Annotated in this window: 17 protein-coding genes; 11 read left to right on the top strand and 6 right to left on the bottom strand. The window is 57.8% G+C overall.

The genetic code is table 11. The annotated features are described in order from the left end of the window. Positions 1–345, top strand: a 345-nt coding sequence (locus ABJH13_RS04700; protein ID WP_348405058.1) for a GTP-binding protein, incomplete at its 5' end; no start/stop codon positions are given. 11 nt (positions 346–356) lie between these two features. Continuing rightward, positions 357–1,547: a GTP-binding protein gene (locus ABJH13_RS04695; protein WP_348405057.1), complete on the top strand. Its 1,191-nt coding sequence runs from the start codon at positions 357–359 to the stop codon at positions 1,545–1,547. Between the two features lie 56 nt (positions 1,548–1,603). Here ABJH13_RS04695 and ABJH13_RS04690 read toward each other — a convergent pair whose 3' ends face one another. Next, complete coding sequence (locus ABJH13_RS04690) at positions 1,604–3,082, bottom strand: NAD-dependent succinate-semialdehyde dehydrogenase (protein ID WP_348405056.1); 1,479 nt, start codon at positions 3,080–3,082, stop codon at positions 1,604–1,606. Positions 3,083–3,168: 86 nt separating this feature from the next. Here ABJH13_RS04690 and ABJH13_RS04685 point away from each other — a divergent pair, with 86 nt between their 5' ends. The 4 genes from ABJH13_RS04685 to ABJH13_RS04670 all read left to right on the top strand — a co-directional run bounded on the left by ABJH13_RS04685 (position 3,169) and on the right by ABJH13_RS04670 (position 6,385). Continuing rightward, a complete protein-coding gene (locus ABJH13_RS04685) occupies positions 3,169–3,963 on the top strand; it encodes an alpha/beta fold hydrolase (protein WP_348405061.1) in 795 nt (264 codons plus the stop codon). Positions 3,964–4,079: 116 nt separating this feature from the next. Further along, positions 4,080–5,303: an aminopeptidase P family protein gene (locus tag ABJH13_RS04680; RefSeq protein ID WP_348405055.1), complete on the top strand. Its 1,224-nt coding sequence runs from the start codon at positions 4,080–4,082 to the stop codon at positions 5,301–5,303. Positions 5,304–5,454: 151 nt separating this feature from the next. After that, positions 5,455–5,721 carry a hypothetical protein gene (locus ABJH13_RS04675; protein WP_348405054.1) on the top strand — a complete coding sequence of 89 codons (267 nt, stop codon included), beginning with the start codon at positions 5,455–5,457 and terminating at the stop codon, positions 5,719–5,721. A 13-nt stretch (positions 5,722–5,734) separates the two neighbouring features. Then, the gene (locus ABJH13_RS04670) at positions 5,735–6,385 is read left to right on the top strand and encodes a DUF1523 family protein (protein ID WP_348405053.1); all 651 of its coding nucleotides are present in this window, start codon (positions 5,735–5,737) and stop codon (positions 6,383–6,385) included. Here the strand turns inward: ABJH13_RS04670 and ABJH13_RS04665 are convergent. Next, the gene (locus tag ABJH13_RS04665) at positions 6,382–6,759 is read right to left on the bottom strand and encodes an HIT domain-containing protein (protein WP_348405052.1); all 378 of its coding nucleotides are present in this window, start codon (positions 6,757–6,759) and stop codon (positions 6,382–6,384) included. The two genes, ABJH13_RS04670 and ABJH13_RS04665, sit on opposite strands and share 4 nt — an antisense overlap. Before the next feature lie 79 nt (positions 6,760–6,838). Continuing rightward, a complete protein-coding gene (locus ABJH13_RS04660; RefSeq protein ID WP_348405051.1) occupies positions 6,839–8,416 on the bottom strand; it encodes a DUF5928 domain-containing protein in 1,578 nt (525 codons plus the stop codon). 145 nt (positions 8,417–8,561) lie between these two features. Here ABJH13_RS04660 and ABJH13_RS04655 point away from each other — a divergent pair, with 145 nt between their 5' ends. Beyond that, positions 8,562–9,380 (top strand): sulfotransferase family protein, encoded by an 819-nt coding sequence (locus ABJH13_RS04655; protein ID WP_348405050.1) that lies wholly within the window; start codon positions 8,562–8,564, stop codon positions 9,378–9,380. Between the two features lie 3 nt (positions 9,381–9,383). Here the strand turns inward: ABJH13_RS04655 and ABJH13_RS04650 are convergent, their stop codons facing one another. Then, on the bottom strand, positions 9,384–10,232 hold the full coding sequence (locus tag ABJH13_RS04650) for a hypothetical protein (protein ID WP_348405049.1): 849 nt from the start codon (positions 10,230–10,232) through the stop codon (positions 9,384–9,386). 138 nt (positions 10,233–10,370) lie between these two features. On the opposite strand from ABJH13_RS04650, the gene smpB reads away from it, so the two are divergent. From smpB to ABJH13_RS04635, 3 genes are all read left to right on the top strand, one after another. After that, the gene (gene smpB, locus ABJH13_RS04645) at positions 10,371–10,859 is read left to right on the top strand and encodes an SsrA-binding protein SmpB (RefSeq protein ID WP_348405048.1); all 489 of its coding nucleotides are present in this window, start codon (positions 10,371–10,373) and stop codon (positions 10,857–10,859) included. A gap of 101 nt (positions 10,860–10,960) precedes the next feature. Beyond that, entirely contained in the window at positions 10,961–11,815 is an 855-nt protein-coding gene (gene sseA / locus ABJH13_RS04640) for a 3-mercaptopyruvate sulfurtransferase (RefSeq protein ID WP_348405047.1), read from the top strand. After that, positions 11,815–12,999, top strand: coding sequence for an amino acid aminotransferase (locus ABJH13_RS04635; RefSeq protein WP_348405046.1), 1,185 nt, complete (start codon positions 11,815–11,817; stop codon positions 12,997–12,999). Before sseA ends, ABJH13_RS04635 begins: the two co-directional genes overlap by 1 nt. A 94-nt stretch (positions 13,000–13,093) precedes the next feature. On the opposite strand, the gene ABJH13_RS04630 is transcribed toward ABJH13_RS04635, so the two are convergent. Continuing rightward, on the bottom strand, positions 13,094–14,428 hold the full coding sequence (locus tag ABJH13_RS04630) for an ammonium transporter (protein ID WP_348405045.1): 1,335 nt from the start codon (positions 14,426–14,428) through the stop codon (positions 13,094–13,096). Positions 14,429–14,459: 31 nt separating this feature from the next. Beyond that, entirely contained in the window at positions 14,460–14,798 is a 339-nt protein-coding gene (locus ABJH13_RS04625) for a P-II family nitrogen regulator (RefSeq protein WP_195821407.1), read from the bottom strand. 256 nt (positions 14,799–15,054) lie between these two features. On the opposite strand from ABJH13_RS04625, the gene ABJH13_RS04620 reads away from it, so the two are divergent. Continuing rightward, positions 15,055–17,244: a PBP1A family penicillin-binding protein gene (locus ABJH13_RS04620; RefSeq protein WP_348405044.1), complete on the top strand. Its 2,190-nt coding sequence runs from the start codon at positions 15,055–15,057 to the stop codon at positions 17,242–17,244.

Below are 17,244 nucleotides of genomic sequence, written 5' to 3'. Positions count from 1 at the left end.
ACCACCCCCCATGACGCGCGCATTGGATCTGCGTCAATCGTGCTTGATACGCCCATTCCGTCGGTCGCGTTTGACCTGTGGCTCGATACGCTCATCATGTTGCGCGGGCCCGATATATTGCGCGTCAAAGGGATCGTGCATCTGGAAGGCGTGGAGACCCCGTTTGTGTTTCACGGGGTGCAACATTTGTTTGATCCGCCGGTGCCGCTCAATGGGTGGACGGGCGATGATCATACGTCCCGTATCGTTGTTATCGCGCGCGACATGACCAACGCCGAACTTGTCTACAGCCTTGATATGTTGCGCGCCCGCCAATCCGCCGAAACCGAAAACCAACCCGTCTGAGGATACGTTAAATGACCCAAAAGCTTCCCGTTACTGTCCTGTCCGGCTTTCTTGGCGCCGGGAAAACCACCCTGCTGAACCGCGTGCTCAACAACCGCGAGGGGCGCCGCGTGGCGGTCATCGTGAATGACATGTCAGAGGTGAATATCGACGCCGATCTTGTGCGCGCCGACACCGAACTGAGCCGCACAGACGAAACCTTGGTCGAGATGTCGAACGGCTGCATTTGCTGCACGTTGCGCGATGATCTGCTGGCAGAAGTGCGCCGGTTGTCCGCCGAGGGACGTTTTGACTATCTGTTGATCGAATCCACAGGTATCTCCGAGCCTCTGCCCGTCGCCGCCACATTCGAATTTCGCGACGAACAAGGGCAAAGCCTTTCGGATGTTGCGCGCCTCGATACCATGGTCACGGTCGTGGATGCGGTGAACCTGTTGAACGATTATTCCAGCCACGATTTCCTAAGCGACCGGGGGGAAACATTGGGCCCCGATGACGAACGTACGTTGGTCAATCTGCTGGTGGAGCAGATCGAATTTGCGGATGTGGTTGTGTTGAACAAAATCGCAGATGCGACCCCGCAACAGGTAGAGGCCGCGCGCCAGATTATCCGCAGTTTGAACGCAGATGCGCGCATTATTTCGACCAGCCATTCGGATGTACCCGCAGATGCGGTTCTGGATACAGGGTTGTTTGATTTCGAAAAAGCACACACGCACCCGATGTGGGCCAAAGAGCTATACGGCTTTGCCGACCACGTGCCCGAGACCGAAGAATACGGTGTCGCGTCGTTTGTGTACCGCGCCCGCAGGCCGTTTGTGTCAGATAAAATCACCGCCTTGCTGAACGGCGATTTGCCGGGTGTTATCCGCGCAAAGGGTCATTTTTGGACCGCAGCACAGCCCGATTTTGCCGCCGAATTTTCGTTGGCGGGGGCGCTGTCATCGGTCAGGACAATGGGCAAGTGGTGGGCGTCTGTCCCGCGGGAAGAGTGGCCAGATCACAGCGGCATGCGCGATTACATGGCCGAAAACTGGCAAGAACCTTGGGGGGACCGCCGCCAAGAGATCGTGTTTATCGGTGCGGGGATTGATTGGGCCGCGCTAAAGGCACGGCTTGACGCGGCGCTGGTGTCTGAAAGTCAGGCATCCACGCCAGAGGCCCTATACGAAGACCTGCGCGAACCCGTGCCCAGCCTGTGATATAGGGGCGTGACAAGGGCGCTGTCTTTCCACGGCGCCCTTGTTTTCATGAGGTATTAGATGCTCATGCAGATGTATTTCATTTCCAGATAGTCATCGATCCCATTGTGGGAGCCTTCACGGCCCAGACCGGATTGTTTGACCCCGCCAAAGGGCGCCAGTTCGGTCGAGATGATGCCCGTGTTCACACCGACGATGCCGTATTCCAGCGCTTCGGCGACCTTGTAGACGCGGCTGAGATCTTTGGCGTAGAAATAGCTGGCCAGACCAAAGATCGTGTCATTCGCCATGGCGATCACCTCGTCTTCGTCCTCAAACTTGAACAGCGGGGCAAGGGGGCCAAACGTTTCTTCTTGTGCCACTTTCATGTCTTGGGTCACGCCGGTGACGATGGTGGGTTCAAAGAACGTGCCACCTTTTTGATGCGCTTTGCCACCTGTCAGGATCGCGCCGCCGTTGTCGATGACATCTTGCGTGTGTTCCTGCACCTTGATGACGGCTTTTTCGTTGATCAGCGGGCCGGTGGTGACGCCATCCTCAAGCCCGTCACCGACGTTCAGGTTTTCGACGGCAACCTTCAGCTTGGCGGCAAACGCATCATAAACGCCCGCCTGTACATAGATGCGGTTGGCACAAACGCAGGTTTGCCCGTTGTTGCGGAACTTGCACATCATCGCGCCATCAACGGCGGCATCCAGATCGGCGTCATCAAAGACGATGAACGGCGCATTGCCGCCCAGCTCCATCGAGCATTTCATCACTTGATCAGCGGCTTGTTTCAGCAAGATCCGCCCCACGTTGGTGGATCCGGTAAAGGTCAACTTGCGCACGGCAGGGTTTTCGCAGAATTCCTTGCCCACGGCCGAGGCCGACGATGACGGCAGCACGTTAAACACGCCCGCTGGGATGCCCGCGCGTTCGGCCAGAACACCCATAACCAGCGCCGACAATGGCGTTTCGGTCGCAGGGCGCGCCACAAACGAACAGCCCACAGCCAAGGCAGGTGCGGCCTTGCGGGTGATCATCGCGTTGGGGAAATTCCACGGCGTGATCGATGCCGCAACGCCGATGGGTTGTTTCAGCACGGTGATGCGTTTGTCGCGTTGGTGGCCGGGGATGGTTTCGCCGTAGACGCGTTTGGCTTCTTCGCCAAAGAACTCGATGAAGGACGCGCCATAGGTGATTTCGCCTTTGGCCTCGGCCCAGGGTTTGCCCTGCTCTGCGGTCAGAATGGTCGCCAGATCATCGGCGTTTTCGATCATCAGATCGAACCACTTGCGCAACACTGCGGCGCGTTCTTTGCCGGTCCAGCTGGCCCATTCCTTTTGGGCGGTTTCGGCCTGTGCAATGGCCCCTGCGACCTGCGCGCGGCTCAGATCTGCGACCTGTGCGATCACATCGCCACGGGCGGGGTTGGTGACGTCAAACGTGCCGTCATCGCCATCCACCCAAGCGCCGCCAATGTAGGCACGGGTCACCAGCAGGCTGGGATCCTTGAGCAAAGATTTCAGATCAGTGTTTAAAATATCTTTCATGTCTTGTTCCTTTGCAAAAGTAGCTACCGTTGTCATTACAACTCCGGCTATGATTGTCCAGTTCTCAAACGAGGGTGAAAGAGATGATGCTATTGGACGATGCTTATGCAAATGGCCCCTACATTCAAGGGGCAGAAACCTACCCACCCAAATGGCAGGCTGCGGCTACGGCGTTTCGCGCGGGCCTCAAAGAACGCGCAGAGATTGGCGTGCCCTATGGTGCAACAGACCGGCAGGTGTTTGATTTCTTTAACACGCAGGGGCCGTCCAACGGCACCGTGATCTTTGTGCATGGCGGCTATTGGAAGGCTTTTGACCCCAGTGTGTGGTCACATTTGGCGGCTGGGCCTTTGGCGGCAGGGTGGTCGGTTGCGATGCCCGGATATGATTTGTGCCCCGATGTGCGCATATCGCAGATCACAGGCCAGATCGCGCAGGCCGTCCAGGCGATTGCCGCGCGCACACAGGGGCCCATTGTGTTGGCGGGGCATTCCGCTGGAGGGCATCTGGTGGCGCGTATGCTGGATGCGGCGGTGCTCCCCGCGCCCGTGCGTGACCGCATCAAACGGGTTGCGCCCATTTCGCCTGTCGCTGATCTGGCGCCGTTGTTGCAGACATCCATGAACGACACCCTAGGGTTAGACGCCGCCGAGGCTGCCGCCGAAAGCCCCACATTGACGCCCAAACCCAAGGGTGCCGCCGTGCGCATTTGGGTTGGTGCCGATGAACGCCCTGCGTTTCTGGATCAGGCCGCGGCATTGGCGCAGGCGTGGGACGTGCCGCAGGTGATTGTGCCGCACAAACACCACTTTGACGTGATTGATGCCCTCGATCACGCAGGCAGTGATATCGTGCGGTTCTTAACCGGCGCTAACGCTTGATCGTGTGCATGGAATCGGCCAAGGATTGGGGTAGGCTGTGGGGCGATGGCGTCGCCTCATGCTGTGGCCCGATCCGTCCTGAACGCCGGGACCTTTCTGAATAAGGAGGGTCTGACATGACCACTTCGTCTTTTCCTGACCGCCCGGACATGTACCGGTTTCACAATGGTGAAAAATCCACACTGCCCTTTGAGGTCGCCGAATACGAGGCCCGCTTGGCAGAGCTGCGCGAACGCATGCAAGCCGCGGGCGCCACGGCAGCGGTGTTCACGTCGATGCACAACATCGCCTATTATTCAGGATTTTTATATTGCGCGTTTGGGCGGCCCTACGGGTTGGTCGTGACCGAAACAGATGCGGTCACCATCAGCGCGGGTATTGATGCGGGCCAACCTTGGCGGCGCAGTTTTTGCGACAACATCACCTATACGGACTGGCAGCGCGATAATTTCTGGCGCGCGGTGGCCAGCGTCACGGGCACAAACGCGATTGTCGGCTATGAGGGGGACCACCTGACCCTGATGCAGCGCGATAAACTCGAGGATTTTCTGCAACCTCTGACCATGGTCGATTTGCACGAAACAACGATGCGCCAACGGATCCACAAATCTGCCGCAGAAATCGCGCTGATCCGTCATGGCGCGCAGGTTGCCGATGTGGGCGGCTATGCGATCCGCGATGCGATCAAACCCGGTGTGCGTGAGATCGACGTGGCCATGGCCGGCCGTGACGCGATGGAACTTGAGATCGCCAAACGCTTTCCCGATGCCGAATACCGCGACACTTGGGTGTGGTTTCAATCCGGGCTGAACACCGATGGCGCGCATAACCCCGTCACCGGGAGGGTGCTGGAACGGGGCGATATTCTGTCGCTCAACGCGTTTCCGATGATTTCGGGGTATTACACCGCGCTGGAACGCACGCTGTTTGTGCAAGACTGCGACGCGGCCAGCCGCAAGATCTGGGATGCCAATGTCGCCGCCCATGAATACGGCATGGGGCTGTTGAAACCGGGGGTGTCTTGCGCGGATGTGACGCTCAAGATCAACGATTTCTTTGCCGAACGTGATTTGCTGCAATACCGCACCTTTGGCTACGGGCATTCCTTTGGGGTGCTTAGCCATTATTACGGGCGCGAGGCCGGGCTAGAATTGCGCGAAGACATCGACACCGTGCTGGAACCCGGCATGGTGATCTCGATGGAACCGATGCTGACGCTGGGCGCCGATAAACCGGGTGCAGGGGGCTACCGCGAACACGATATTCTGGTGATCACCGAAGACGGCGCCGAAAATATCACCGGATATCCCTACGGCCCCGATTTTAATATCGTGGGATAAACGTATCGGCTGCCCACGCAGGGCAGCCTTTGTCGCGCGCGGTCGATTTGCCTGCGGCCCCACCACAATGGGCCATCTGGAGGCCATCTGGGGATGTAAATTTGCCGTGAATGGCCTATGTTTCATCCAGACGCACAAAGGGGAGGCGGGCATGGTGGCATTGGCGCGGATACTGTTCATGGGGTTCATCGCCCTGACGGTCATATACACGTGCCTGTGGTTTTATGCGCGCGCACGTCGGCGCGAAACGCTAGAGACCACGTGGAAAACCACGGATAGCACACAGACCTGCGACAGCTTTGTCGCAGACGGGTTACAAAGCTTTGCCGGGCCGTTGCGACGCTGGCTTGTTGTGGGGGTTTATGTAATCCCGTCGGTGGCCATTGCGCTGCTTATTTACTTTACGAATACCGCCTGAGAGAGGGCTTGCCATGTTCTACGTCAAATGGGTTTTTATCATCGCGCTCTGGCTGCTGATTGGTGGGTTTCTTCACTATACCTTGCCGCAGGTCGATATCGTCCGCGTGACCGACACCTATGAAAAACGCGAAAATCCGGGGACAAACAGCCTGTTTTGGGCGCGGGGCGATGCTGGTAGTGCGGCAACGGAAAATGGGCGCGATGTGTTTTTCATCCAGACCCGGCAGGTCGAAAGCGGCGTGATGGTGTACCGCAACGAAGACACCGGGTGGGGCTGGCCGCCGTATTTCAAGTTCGACACCTCGAACCTACAGGCCGAAGCCGCCGAACTGCGATCAACCGCGGCTGATCCACAATATGCAGCGATCCGGCATTATGGCTGGCGGGTTGAGTTCTTTTCGATCTTTCCCAATGCGGTTGCCATCTGGTCGGTCGATGGCCCCGAGGCCAGCAAACCGTTGCCGTGGCGCAATGTGCTGATCCTTGCGGCGCTGGGGGCGTTGTTCTTCGGCATCTGGAAACGCTGGCGCCGGTTCCGCGAGGCCCGGATCGACCCCAAGCTGGAAGAAATGCAAGACAGCTGGGAAGCGACCGAAGACAGCTTTGCCGAAAAACGTACCCGCCTGCGCCGGTGGTGGGCGGCCAAACGGCGCGGATATTAGGCCTTGGCCAACATCCGCCCTAGATCACGCCCGCCCAAGATATGCACGTGAAGGTGCGGCACTTCTTGCACCCCATCGCGCCCTGCGTTTGAGATCAGCCGGAACCCGTCGCCTGCGGTCAACGTGACCTCTTCAAGGCGGCAGACCTCGCCGATCGCGCGGGTATAATCGACGATCTCGGCGTCGGTGGCTTCGGCGGCAAAGTGGTCATAGCTGACATAGGCCCCTTTGGGGATCACCAGCACATGATTGGGCGCCTGCGGATAAAGATCGCGAAACGCGAGGCTATGGTCGGTGTCCAGCACGGTGGTGTTGGGGATTTCGCCGCGCAGGATTTTGGCAAAGATGTTTTGGTCATCGTAGGTATAGGTCATGGCGGGTCCTTGTGGCCGTTCAGGAGAGGTGTCCGTCTTTTCGCCGGGTTTTCGCGGCGGCTCAAACAGAAAATACGGGTTAGTCGGCGAAAAGATGCGGGGCGCTGACGATATCACGGGCGACATCCTGCGGCACAGACAAAAATTGCGCAACGGCGCGGCTGTTTTCATCGTGGTCGGCGGTTTCGCGGATGCGGGTGTGATGGAGAAACTCTGCATCGCGGATCTGGTCGCTTTCAAACACCAGATCGTTGCGCAGCGTGGGCAGCAACCGTTCGAGCGTGCACGCGGTGGTTTGGTCCCCCGCAAGCCCGATGCGCATGGCGTGCCCCATCAGGTAGTCATCGCTAAAGGTGCAGTCGATTTCCAGCAGACGCGTGACAGATCGATCTGCCGCAAAGTCCTGCAACACATCAATGTTGCTGGGGTCCATGCAGACCACCATGCGGTCGGTTTCAAAGTGATCAAACAACATCCGCACCAATGCGCGCCGATGCCTTGCGCGTTTTTCCAGACCGTTTTGCAGGCCGCCCAGATCGGGCAGCGGTGTGTCGTCTTCGTCAAATAGATAGGCGGTCGTGGGCAGGTCTGTATTGTGCCGGATACGGTCCAGCAGGCGTTTGGCCACATGCCATTTCTTGCACACCACAATCAATAGCTCGCGCTCGCGGCCCAGAGTGGAACCTTGCTCCCAGAACCGCTGTGCAAAGCGCCGGCCAACGCGGCCGCGCCCCGTCAGAAACTTGAACAAACCGGGCCCTTCGTTCGAGATTTGAAAGGTCGTATCGACCTCTGAATAAAGCTGCCCCAGACGTCGTTTTAGGTCGTCCGCGTCGGGGCTGATCTTGCGCGCAAAGAGGTAATCTTGGCCGATCAGCATGTCGTAGTGGTCGTTATAAAAGGTTACCGGCATGCCGTATTCGGAGAACATCAAAAACGTCAGGGTGCGGGTGCGGATCTGGCTTTCGGGTACCAAATGCGAAACAACGGTCTGAAAAAACGTCTCGTCGGGGATCCAGGTATGTGTGAAAAACCGCGCCACATCGCGGCGGGTTTTCAGAAACTCAAAGACCGCCTCGACGGTTTCGCGCCGCAAGCACCACCATTGGCTGCCGATCCGTATCTGGATATCGGCGGGCAGTTTGCGTTGAAGCTTGAACCGCCGTTGCAGGTTCATTGAGGCGTAAAACAGCCGCTGATTTTTGCGTTCATTAAAGAAGTGCCGATAGATCAGCCGTTCCTTTTTGAGGCCGCCTTTGATCCAATTACTCTCAAAATAGTCGAAACTCTCGATAAAATCCGCGTCATCTGCATCAAGGGCCTGATGAATATACTGGGCTGTCTTGATGGGCATGCAATCGCCTGACAGCATGTAGAAATGGCTGGCGCGGGGAAAGGTTTCCAACGCGGTTTCCAGCGTCGTAAGCGTGGCCTGAACCAGTGACCATTCTCCCCAGCCACATTTGATGCGACGTTTGGTGAGCGCCACATTTTCGTTTTTCATCAGCGCCTTGCGTATTTTCTCATAGTCCGCTGTCTGCGCGCGGGCGTCAAAGTGGATTGCGATGTAATCGCCCTCGGAGGTCAGCCGTTCCGCTTGTTGGATGATGGCATCGGGGTCTTTGTGGCACAAAAGAATATAGGCGATTTTGGCCATTTTGGGTCCCGGTTTGATCAAACTGCATCACATTTATAGGGCGATCCGCTCCAAGGGACATTGAATAAACTGTCCGTATTTGCTTTTTTCTAACCAAAAGGGCTGATAAGCCAAAAAATGACTGGCCGCGCAGGAGTTAGGCGACATGGGTTTCCCGGGCACCTGGATGACCGAAAGCGAAAGCATGGTATACCGCGTGGTGCCGAAATGCGCGTGTTCGACCATTGGCCAAATCATGTATTATTCGGATCACGGACGGTATTTTGACGGCGACATTCACGATGCCAAAGACGGCCTGTACAAATGGGCGCTGGACAACAGCAAAGGCCCGATCACAGAAAACGTGCGCCAGCATAAATCGCTTTCGTTCACCTGTGTGCGCAACCCCTATACCCGTATCCTAAGCTCGTTTTTCGACAAAATTTGCGGCATTCAGCGCAATGGCGTGCGGTACAGGGGTAATCTGGTCCCTATGCTGGTGCAGAAATACGGGATTGAGGTCGGCGGCGACGACGGGCAGGGGGAATTTGACCAGATCGCATCGTTCCGGCGGTTTTTGTTGTTCGCGCGGGACACGGTTGCATTTCGCAAACCGATGGATCCTGACATCCACTGGTCGGCTATATCCAGTCACGTGGGCACGTTTATCATCAACGGCGGGACCTACGACAAAATCCTATGGACCGAAAACTTCAACGAGGGCATGCAGGATGTCTTGAACACCACAGACACGCCGACCCCCATCGAGCTGGATCAAGTACCGCGCTTTAATGAAAGCGAGGGCCACGGCCCCAAACGTGCGCACCCGGTTGCCGATTATTTTGACGATCTATCGATGCATTTGGTCTATGAAATGTACAAACAGGATTTTGAACTGTTTCGCTATGACCGGCAGGATCCGGGCAACAAAATGCCCCTGTCTGAAATTGACCTAGATGAGGTGCACGCCAAGTTGGGTGGGTGATCTTTATCCGACGAACGGGCCCAGCATGCTGGTGCGATGATGCACCTGAAAGATGTGGTTATACAGCTGTGCGACCCATTGTTTACCTTCCATCGTGTGTTCCAGATGCGCAAGCGCGGGGCCAATCAGGGGTTGCACCTGCGCCCAGAAGAAATCAGGAAACTGCTCCATAAGGTCGACGGCACTGGTGTAGCCAAGCTGTTGCGCCATGCCCGTCTCTGCGAATTCCTGATAGAGCGCGCCGATTTTGCGGTGGTAAAACGGGTCAGCCATCTGGCCGATCAGATCAGCGGCCCGCACCAGCGCCGGTTCGCTGGTGGTTGAGGCGAACCGTGCATCTTGGGGCACCGGGAACCGGGTGTAATCGATGGCCGCGGCGATGCGCTCTTCGTCGATAATAGGAGAGTCCGCAAACCGCTGGCGCGCGTACATCATGCCGCGATCCACGTGATAGGGGGCCAGATAGGCGTCTGACGCGCCGCGCGGTGGGGTTATGGTGGTGCCGTCTGGCCGGATGACGACCTTGCCGGGTTGGTCGCCCTGACAGATATCGCGCATGTAGCCCACGTCATGTAGCAAGAGCGCGACAATGTAATGCAGCCAATCGCGCGGCTGAACCGCTTTGGTGACCAGCCGCCCACGGATGATTTGCTGCCCCACAAGGGTCACCATAATCGTGTGTTCTGCATTGTGATATAGCGCGTCAGAATTGGCCAGTCGTTCCAGAACCATTGTGGCACAGCCGTTGAGATAGGCGGCGTATTCCGGTTCGCGCCCGGCGTAATACTGCAAAAACGTATCAGACAGGTGGTCGCCAAAAGAGGACGCAAGCGTTGCTGTTGGGTTAAACATCAAGGTCTCCCAGGCCATGGCGGATAGGATCTGTATACACCGTTTTTGCCCGGCGGCCTAATACCATCCCCGCAGGGATTTGGGCCAGAGCCACGCGCGTGCTTGCGCGGCGCGCTGACACAGATTAGATGTCCGCCTATGGCACAGGTGAACTCTTCCTCAAAATCCGACCCCAACTACAAGGTGGTTGCTGAAAACCGACGTGCGCGGTTTGATTACGCGATCGAAGAAGATGTGGAATGTGGGATCATTCTTGAAGGCTCCGAGGTGAAATCCCTGCGCAGTGGTGGTGCAAATATCGCCGAAAGCTATGCCGCCGTCGAAGACGGAGAACTGTGGTTGGTCAACAGCTACATCGCGCCCTACAAACAAGCCAAAACGTTTCAGCACGAAGAACGCCGCCGCCGCAAACTGTTGGTGTCGCGCAAGCAACTGGCCGATTTCTGGAACGAAACGCAACGCAAGGGTATGACCCTGGTGCCGCTGGTGCTGTACTTCAACCATCGCGGGATGGCCAAGATCAAGGTGGGCGTCGCCAAGGGTAAAAAACTGCACGACAAACGTGAAACCGCCGCCAAACGGGATTGGTCGCGGCAAAAGTCACGCCTGTTGAAAGACCACGGCTGACCAGGCAGGCCGCTCTATATAGCGCGCCACTGACATCTGTAGGCTTGCCAGCATGGGCTGTGCCCGTTACCCAGACGTCGTTGCAGTGCAGGGAGTTTCTTATGTCTGATGATCCAAAAACATTGGTGTCTGCGGCGTGGCTGGCACAACACCTCAAGGACCCCGATCTGCGGATCTTGGATGGCTCTTGGTACTTGCCGAGCGCTGGGCGTGACGCCAAAGCAGAATACGCCGCCGCCCACATCCCTGGCGCGCGCTTCTTTGATATTGACGATATATCCGACCACCGGTCTGATTTGCCGCATATGGCCCCCCCGGTTGAAAAATTCATGTCACGTTTGCGGGCCATGGGTGTGGGGGATGGTCACCAGATTGTGGTTTATGATGGCGCTGGGCTGTTTTCTGCGGCGCGTGTCTGGTGGATGTTCCGCCTGATGGGGCAAGAGAACGTCGCGGTCCTGGATGGCGGGTTGCCAAAATGGCAAAGCCAAGGGCACGCGGTGGACGATATGCCCCCTGTGATCCGTGACCGCCATATGACCGTGCGTTTGCAAAACCATCTGGTGCGGGACGTGACGCAAGTGTCTGCGGCGTCTAAACTGCAAGACCACGTGATTGTAGACGCCCGCGCCGCGTTGCGGTTTCGCGGAGAGGCGCCCGAGCCGCGTGAAGGCATGCGCGTTGGCCATATTCCGGGCGCGCGCAATGTGCCCTACACTGACCTGCTGAACAAAGATCAGACGATGAAAACCCCCGATGCGTGCCGTGCCATTTTTGAAGCCGCTGGCGTGGATTTGAACAAACCGATTATCACGTCATGCGGGTCGGGCGTGACCGCCACCGTCCTGACGTTGGCGCTGGAACGTATGGGGCACCACCAATGGTCGCTGTATGACGGATCCTGGACCGAATGGGGCATGTTCCCCACTGTACCTGTTGCTACTGGAGAAGCTTGATGTTCGAAGCCTTAACTGCCCGCCCCCCCGACAGTATCCTTGCCCTTGTGCAGATGTACCGCGACGACCCACGCCAGACAAAGGTCGATCTTGGGGTGGGCGTCTACAAAGACGCCACCGGGTTGACGCCGATTATGCGCGCCGTGAAAACCGCGGAAAAACAGCTGTGGGACGTGCAAGACACCAAAGTGTACACCGGGCTTGCCGGTGATCCTGCGTTTTCTGATGCGATGATCAATCTGGTGCTGGGCACTGCGGTCGCCCGTGATGCGGTCGCGTCTGTGGCGACGCCGGGTGGCACGGGCGCTGTGCGTCAGGCGTTTGAACTGGTCCAGATGGCACGCCCCGATGCGCGGGTGTTTGTATCTGACCCGACGTGGCCCAACCACCTGTCTATTCTGGGTTATCTGAATGTCGACGTGGTGAACTATCGGTATTTCGATGAAGAAACCCGTGGTGTTGATTTTGACGGCATGATTGCCGATCTGAAAACCGCCAAATCGGGCGATGTGGTGTTGTTGCACGGCTGTTGCCACAATCCGACGGGTGCCAACCTGAACTTGACCCAGTGGCAGGCGGTGATCGATGTGTTGTTGGAAACCGGCGCGGTGCCGATGATCGACATCGCGTATCAGGGCTTTGGCGATGGGTTGGACGAAGACGCAGCGGCGACCCGTTTGGTGGCATCTTCGGTGCCAGAATGTCTGATCGCGGCCAGTTGTTCCAAGAACTTTGGCATCTACCGCGAACGCACAGGCGTGTTGATGGTGGTGAGCCAAAGCACGCAGGCGCGCAAATTGCACCAAGACACGCTGGCGTTTTTGAACCGCCAGAATTTTTCCTTTCCGCCCGATCACGGGGCCCGGTTGGTGACCATGATCTTGACGGATGATGCCTTGCGGGCCGATTGGATGGCCGAACTGGAAGAGGTGCGCGGTAATATGCTGGACCTACGCAGCCAGTTGGCCGCCGAACTGCAACGCTTGTCCGGGTCCGACCGGTTTGGTTTTCTGGCGCAGCACCGCGGTATGTTTTCGCGGCTGGGCACCACCCAAGACAAGGTGATCGAGATGCGCGAAAAGCACGCGATATACATGGTGGGCGATAGCCGCATGAACATCGCGGGGTTGAACGCGCAGACGGTGCCTATTTTGGCCCAAGCGATCATTGACGCGGGCGTTTAACGACACCCACTGACATCGGCCTTTCAAGGCCAGAAACGACAAAGCCCGGGCGAAATTAATCGCCCGGGCTTTTTGTTTTAAGTGTTCGGAAAGCTTAGCCTTTGGTGAAATCCGGGTAGGCTTCCATGCCCAGTTCCGCAGTGTCGAGACCGTTGATTTCGGCCTCTTCGCTGACGCGGATACCCACGGTCGCCTTGAGGATGAACCAAAGCACACCCGACGCCACCAGCGTGAAGATACCAACCACAGCGATGGAATAAAGCTGTACGCCAAGTGCGGCATCAGAGTTGGTGAAGACCACGGCGATTGTGCCCCAGATGCCGGCAAACAGGTGAACTGGGATCGCACCAACGACATCGTCGATTTTCAGCTTGTCGAGGAACGGCACGGCGAAGACAACGATCACACCACCCACGGCACCGATCAGCGTGGCAGAACCCAATGTTGGGGTCAGCGGCTCGGCTGTGATAGAGACCAGACCGGCCAACGCGCCGTTCAGGATCATGGTGAGGTCAGGTTTCTTGTACAGTACCTGCGTCAGGATCAACGCGGCAACAGACCCGCCCGCAGCAGCGGCATTGGTGTTAGCAAAGATACGCGAGATATCAGCGACATCGCCCACGGTGCCCATCGCCAATTGCGAGCCACCGTTAAAGCCAAACCAACCCAGCCACAGGATGAACGTGCCCAATGTGGCCAACGCAAGGTTGGAGCCGGGCATCGGGTTCACGCGGCCGTCTTTGTATTTGCCGATACGTGGCCCCAGGATCAGCGCGCCTGCCAGAGCAGCCCAGCCACCCACAGAGTGCACAACAGTCGAGCCCGCAAAGTCGAGGAAGCCCATTTCGTCAAGGAAGCCACCGCCCCATTTCCAGGAGGCTTGCAGCGGGTAAATCACAGCTGTCAGGACGATCACAAAGGCCAGGAAGGGCCACAGTTTGATGCGTTCTGCCAATGCGCCAGACACGATAGATGCGGTCGCCGCACAGAACATCAGCTGGAAGAAGAAGTCGGAACCGGTAGAGGCATAGCCGTAGTCGTCGGCTGCATCGGCGGTCACGCCAACGGCTTCGAGAACGGCCGGACCCCAGACGCCGGACAGCACGCCGTCCATTGCCCATGTGCCCAGTGGGTACATCAGGTTATAGCCGATCAGGTAGTAAAAGATCGCGGCCAGTGAAAAGAGCGCCATGTTTTTGGTCAGCTGCATCGTGACGTTCTTGGAGCGGACAAGACCCGCCTCAAGCATGGCGAACCCTGCCGCCATCCAGAACACCAGAAAACCACCGATCAAAAACAGCAGTGAGTTAAAAATAAAGACCGAATCAGTCGACGCATTCACGCCGGGTGTCGGACCTTCCTGAGCCAACCCAAGGCTTGGCAGCGCAACGAGCGCAGCAGCTGGGGCAAGATAAGTAAGAAGCTTCATGAGTGTAGTATCCCTGGTTGATGCGCGGTGATCAGAGCGCGTCTTCGTTGGTTTCGCCGGTGCGCACACGCACAGCCTGATCGACGCTGAGGACAAAGATTTTGCCGTCGCCGATTTTGCCGGTTTGCGCCGTCTTGGTGATGGTATCCACCACCTGATCGACAACGCTTTCTGCTACGACGATCTCGATTTTGACCTTTGGTACAAAGTTCACGGCGTATTCTGCGCCGCGGTAGATTTCGGTGTGGCCGGATTGAGAGCCAAAGCCCTTGATTTCGGTCACCATCATGCCGCGTACACCGGCCTCAGTCAGTGCCTCACGCACTTCCTCCAGCTTGAACGGCTTGATTGTTGCAATGATGAGTTTCACCTCGTGTCCCCTTCATTAGGCAGCCTTGGCTGCAGACTTTACGCCCGTAGAAGACGTCACAGACTGGTGCAGTTGGAAGTTTTCGCGGCCAATTGCTAGGCAGAACGCGGTAAATATGCCCATATGGTGGGCATATAATCACAAATGCATAAAATATAGGCAAATAATAAAGTCCGTGCTGTACCGAAGCACCTCAACAATCGGGCATGAACAGGCTACAGTACCACAAAACAATAGTGAGCCGGGCAGGTTCGTCATGAGTGATTCACGTAAACGCAAGCGGCCGTTGGTCGCGGACAAGCGCTATGCTGCGCCGTCAAAAACAGCACGCAAAGCCAAGGCAAAACCCAAGGCCAAGCCGCGCAAAACCGCGCGTCGCAAAACCACTGCGCGCCGTCGTGGGGGGCTGGTTGGGCTGATTCAGCGCCTGATCCGGTGGTGCGTACGTTTGATCTGGGGCATCACGTGGCGGGTGGGCCTTGCCACGTCAGTCGTGCTTGGCCTGTTCGTTGGCTATTATTACACCACATTGCCAGATGTGACGGATCTGTTGGATGGGCGCGCGCGTGGGTCGGTGACCTTGCTGGATCAGGACGGTCAGGTGTTCGCCTGGCGGGGCGATCAATTTGGCGGGGCAATCACCACCGATACGGTTTCGCCGCACCTGCGAAATGCGATTGTTGCGACCGAAGACAAACGATTTTACCGGCATTTCGGCCTAAGCCCACGTGGGATTGCCAGCGCGGTGCGGATTAACCTCAGCGAGGGCCGGGGGCCGTTGTCTGGGCACGGCGGGTCCACGATTACGCAGCAGACGGCGAAATTGTTGTGTCTGGGCACGCCCTACGATCCGACCATCCAAACAGAGGCCGAATACGAGGGCGATTGCCGTCAGGGGACGATCAAACGCAAAGCCTCTGAGGCGCTGTATGCGTTGGCCATGGAGGCCAAATATTCCAAAGACGAGATCTTGACCGTCTATATGAACCGGACGTTTTTAGGGGCAGGCGCGCGTGGATTTGAGGCCGCCAGTCAGCGGTATTTCGGGAAATCCGCGGCCAACGTGACCGCGGCGGAGGCGGCAATGTTGGCAGGCTTGTTGGTCGCGCCCACGCGGTTTGCCCCAACAAATGACCTCGCGCGGTCGCAAAACCGCGCCGCGACCATCGTGCGGTTGATGAATGAACAAGGCTACCTGAGCGACGCCGAAGCTAGGCAGGCCCAAAACACCCCGGCACGCCTGTCGCAAGCAGCCGAGGCGCGCGCGGGGGGATATTTCGCCGATTGGGTGATGTCATCCGGGCCCGAGTTTTTCACCCGCAAGACAACCGAAGATGTGATCATCAAAACCACGCTGGACCAACGTATTCAACGCGCCGCAGATGCCGCGATGGATTGGGTCTTTGAGAACAAAATCCGACCGGGCAGCAAGGCGCAGGCGGCGATTGTCGTGATGTCTGCGGATGGGGCCGTGCGTGCGATGGTCGGCGGACGCCAGACCAAAGTCGCGGGGGCGTTCAACCGCGCGGTACAGGCCAAACGCCAGACTGGGTCGGCGTTCAAACCGTTCGTTTACGCGGCGGCGCTTGATCTGGGGTATTCGCCCAATGACACCATCACGGATGAACCGCTGACGATAGACATCCCCGGTTCGGGGCCGTGGTCGCCGCGCAACTACACCAACCGTTTTTACGGCACGGTCAGCCTGACCCAAGCGTTGCGCGATAGCCTGAACATCCCGGCGGTCAAAGTGTCGGAATCTGTGGGCCGTGATCTGGTGCGTCAGGTCGCCAGCGATTTCGGCCTAGAGAGCGATCTGGCGGCGGGTCCGGCACTGGCCTTGGGCGCGTCAGAAAGCACCTTGATAGAGATGACAGGCGCCTATGCGGGGATCCTTAACGGGGGGTCTTCGGTGGAACCTTATGGTTTGATCGAACTGCGCCTGTTGGGCGATGATGCCCCATTGATGGGCACCGGCGGCGGTATCGGCGAACGCGTGGTGCAGGAAAAAGCCGCACGGCAGTTGATTTATATGATGGAAAAGGTCGTGTTCGAAGGCACCGGCAAGCGCGCGCAATTTGACGGGCGGCAACTGGCTGGCAAGACGGGCACAACACAGGCTGCACGGGATGCGTGGTTTGTTGGGTTTTCTGCGGATTACGTTGCGGGTGTTTGGATGGGGTATGATGACAATACCCCGCTCACCGGGGTCACGGGTGCGGGCCTGCCTGCGGATATCTGGCGCGAAACCATGATGCGCGTGCACGAAGGCGTGCCGCATGCGCCCCTGCCGTTGATGATGCCATCAAACACCAGCGAGCAGCGCGAACCACAGCCGCAAAGCGGTGGCGCCGTTGGTTTGTTAGAAGGGCTGTTGCGTGATATTCTGGGCGGCGACGCGGGCAACCGCACGCGTCAGCCGAACCAGAGTGGCAGTGACCGGTAG

Source organism: Roseobacter sp. (assembly GCF_039970775.1).
Taxonomy (GTDB): Bacteria; Pseudomonadota; Alphaproteobacteria; order Rhodobacterales; family Rhodobacteraceae; genus Roseobacter.
The sequence above is the reverse complement of the archived record's forward strand: the minus strand, read 5'-3'. Positions and strand labels throughout refer to the sequence as shown.

Excerpts from the sequence above, each read along its gene's own strand:
- ABJH13_RS04695 (WP_348405057.1), top strand. The coding sequence starts at position 357 with ATGACCCAAAAGCTTCCCGTTACTGTCCTGTCCGGCTTTCTTGGCGCC.
- ABJH13_RS04690 (WP_348405056.1), bottom strand. The coding sequence starts at position 3,082 with ATGAAAGATATTTTAAACACTGATCTGAAATCTTTGCTCAAGGATCCC.
- ABJH13_RS04685 (WP_348405061.1), top strand. The coding sequence starts at position 3,169 with ATGCTATTGGACGATGCTTATGCAAATGGCCCCTACATTCAAGGGGCA.
- ABJH13_RS04680 (WP_348405055.1), top strand. The coding sequence starts at position 4,080 with ATGACCACTTCGTCTTTTCCTGACCGCCCGGACATGTACCGGTTTCAC.
- ABJH13_RS04675 (WP_348405054.1), top strand. The coding sequence starts at position 5,455 with ATGGTGGCATTGGCGCGGATACTGTTCATGGGGTTCATCGCCCTGACG.
- ABJH13_RS04670 (WP_348405053.1), top strand. The coding sequence starts at position 5,735 with ATGTTCTACGTCAAATGGGTTTTTATCATCGCGCTCTGGCTGCTGATT.
- ABJH13_RS04665 (WP_348405052.1), bottom strand. The coding sequence starts at position 6,759 with ATGACCTATACCTACGATGACCAAAACATCTTTGCCAAAATCCTGCGC.
- ABJH13_RS04660 (WP_348405051.1), bottom strand. The coding sequence starts at position 8,416 with ATGGCCAAAATCGCCTATATTCTTTTGTGCCACAAAGACCCCGATGCC.
- ABJH13_RS04655 (WP_348405050.1), top strand. The coding sequence starts at position 8,562 with ATGGGTTTCCCGGGCACCTGGATGACCGAAAGCGAAAGCATGGTATAC.
- ABJH13_RS04650 (WP_348405049.1), bottom strand. The coding sequence starts at position 10,232 with ATGTTTAACCCAACAGCAACGCTTGCGTCCTCTTTTGGCGACCACCTG.
- smpB (WP_348405048.1), top strand. The coding sequence starts at position 10,371 with ATGGCACAGGTGAACTCTTCCTCAAAATCCGACCCCAACTACAAGGTG.
- sseA (WP_348405047.1), top strand. The coding sequence starts at position 10,961 with ATGTCTGATGATCCAAAAACATTGGTGTCTGCGGCGTGGCTGGCACAA.
- ABJH13_RS04635 (WP_348405046.1), top strand. The coding sequence starts at position 11,815 with ATGTTCGAAGCCTTAACTGCCCGCCCCCCCGACAGTATCCTTGCCCTT.
- ABJH13_RS04630 (WP_348405045.1), bottom strand. The coding sequence starts at position 14,428 with ATGAAGCTTCTTACTTATCTTGCCCCAGCTGCTGCGCTCGTTGCGCTG.
- ABJH13_RS04620 (WP_348405044.1), top strand. The coding sequence starts at position 15,055 with ATGAGTGATTCACGTAAACGCAAGCGGCCGTTGGTCGCGGACAAGCGC.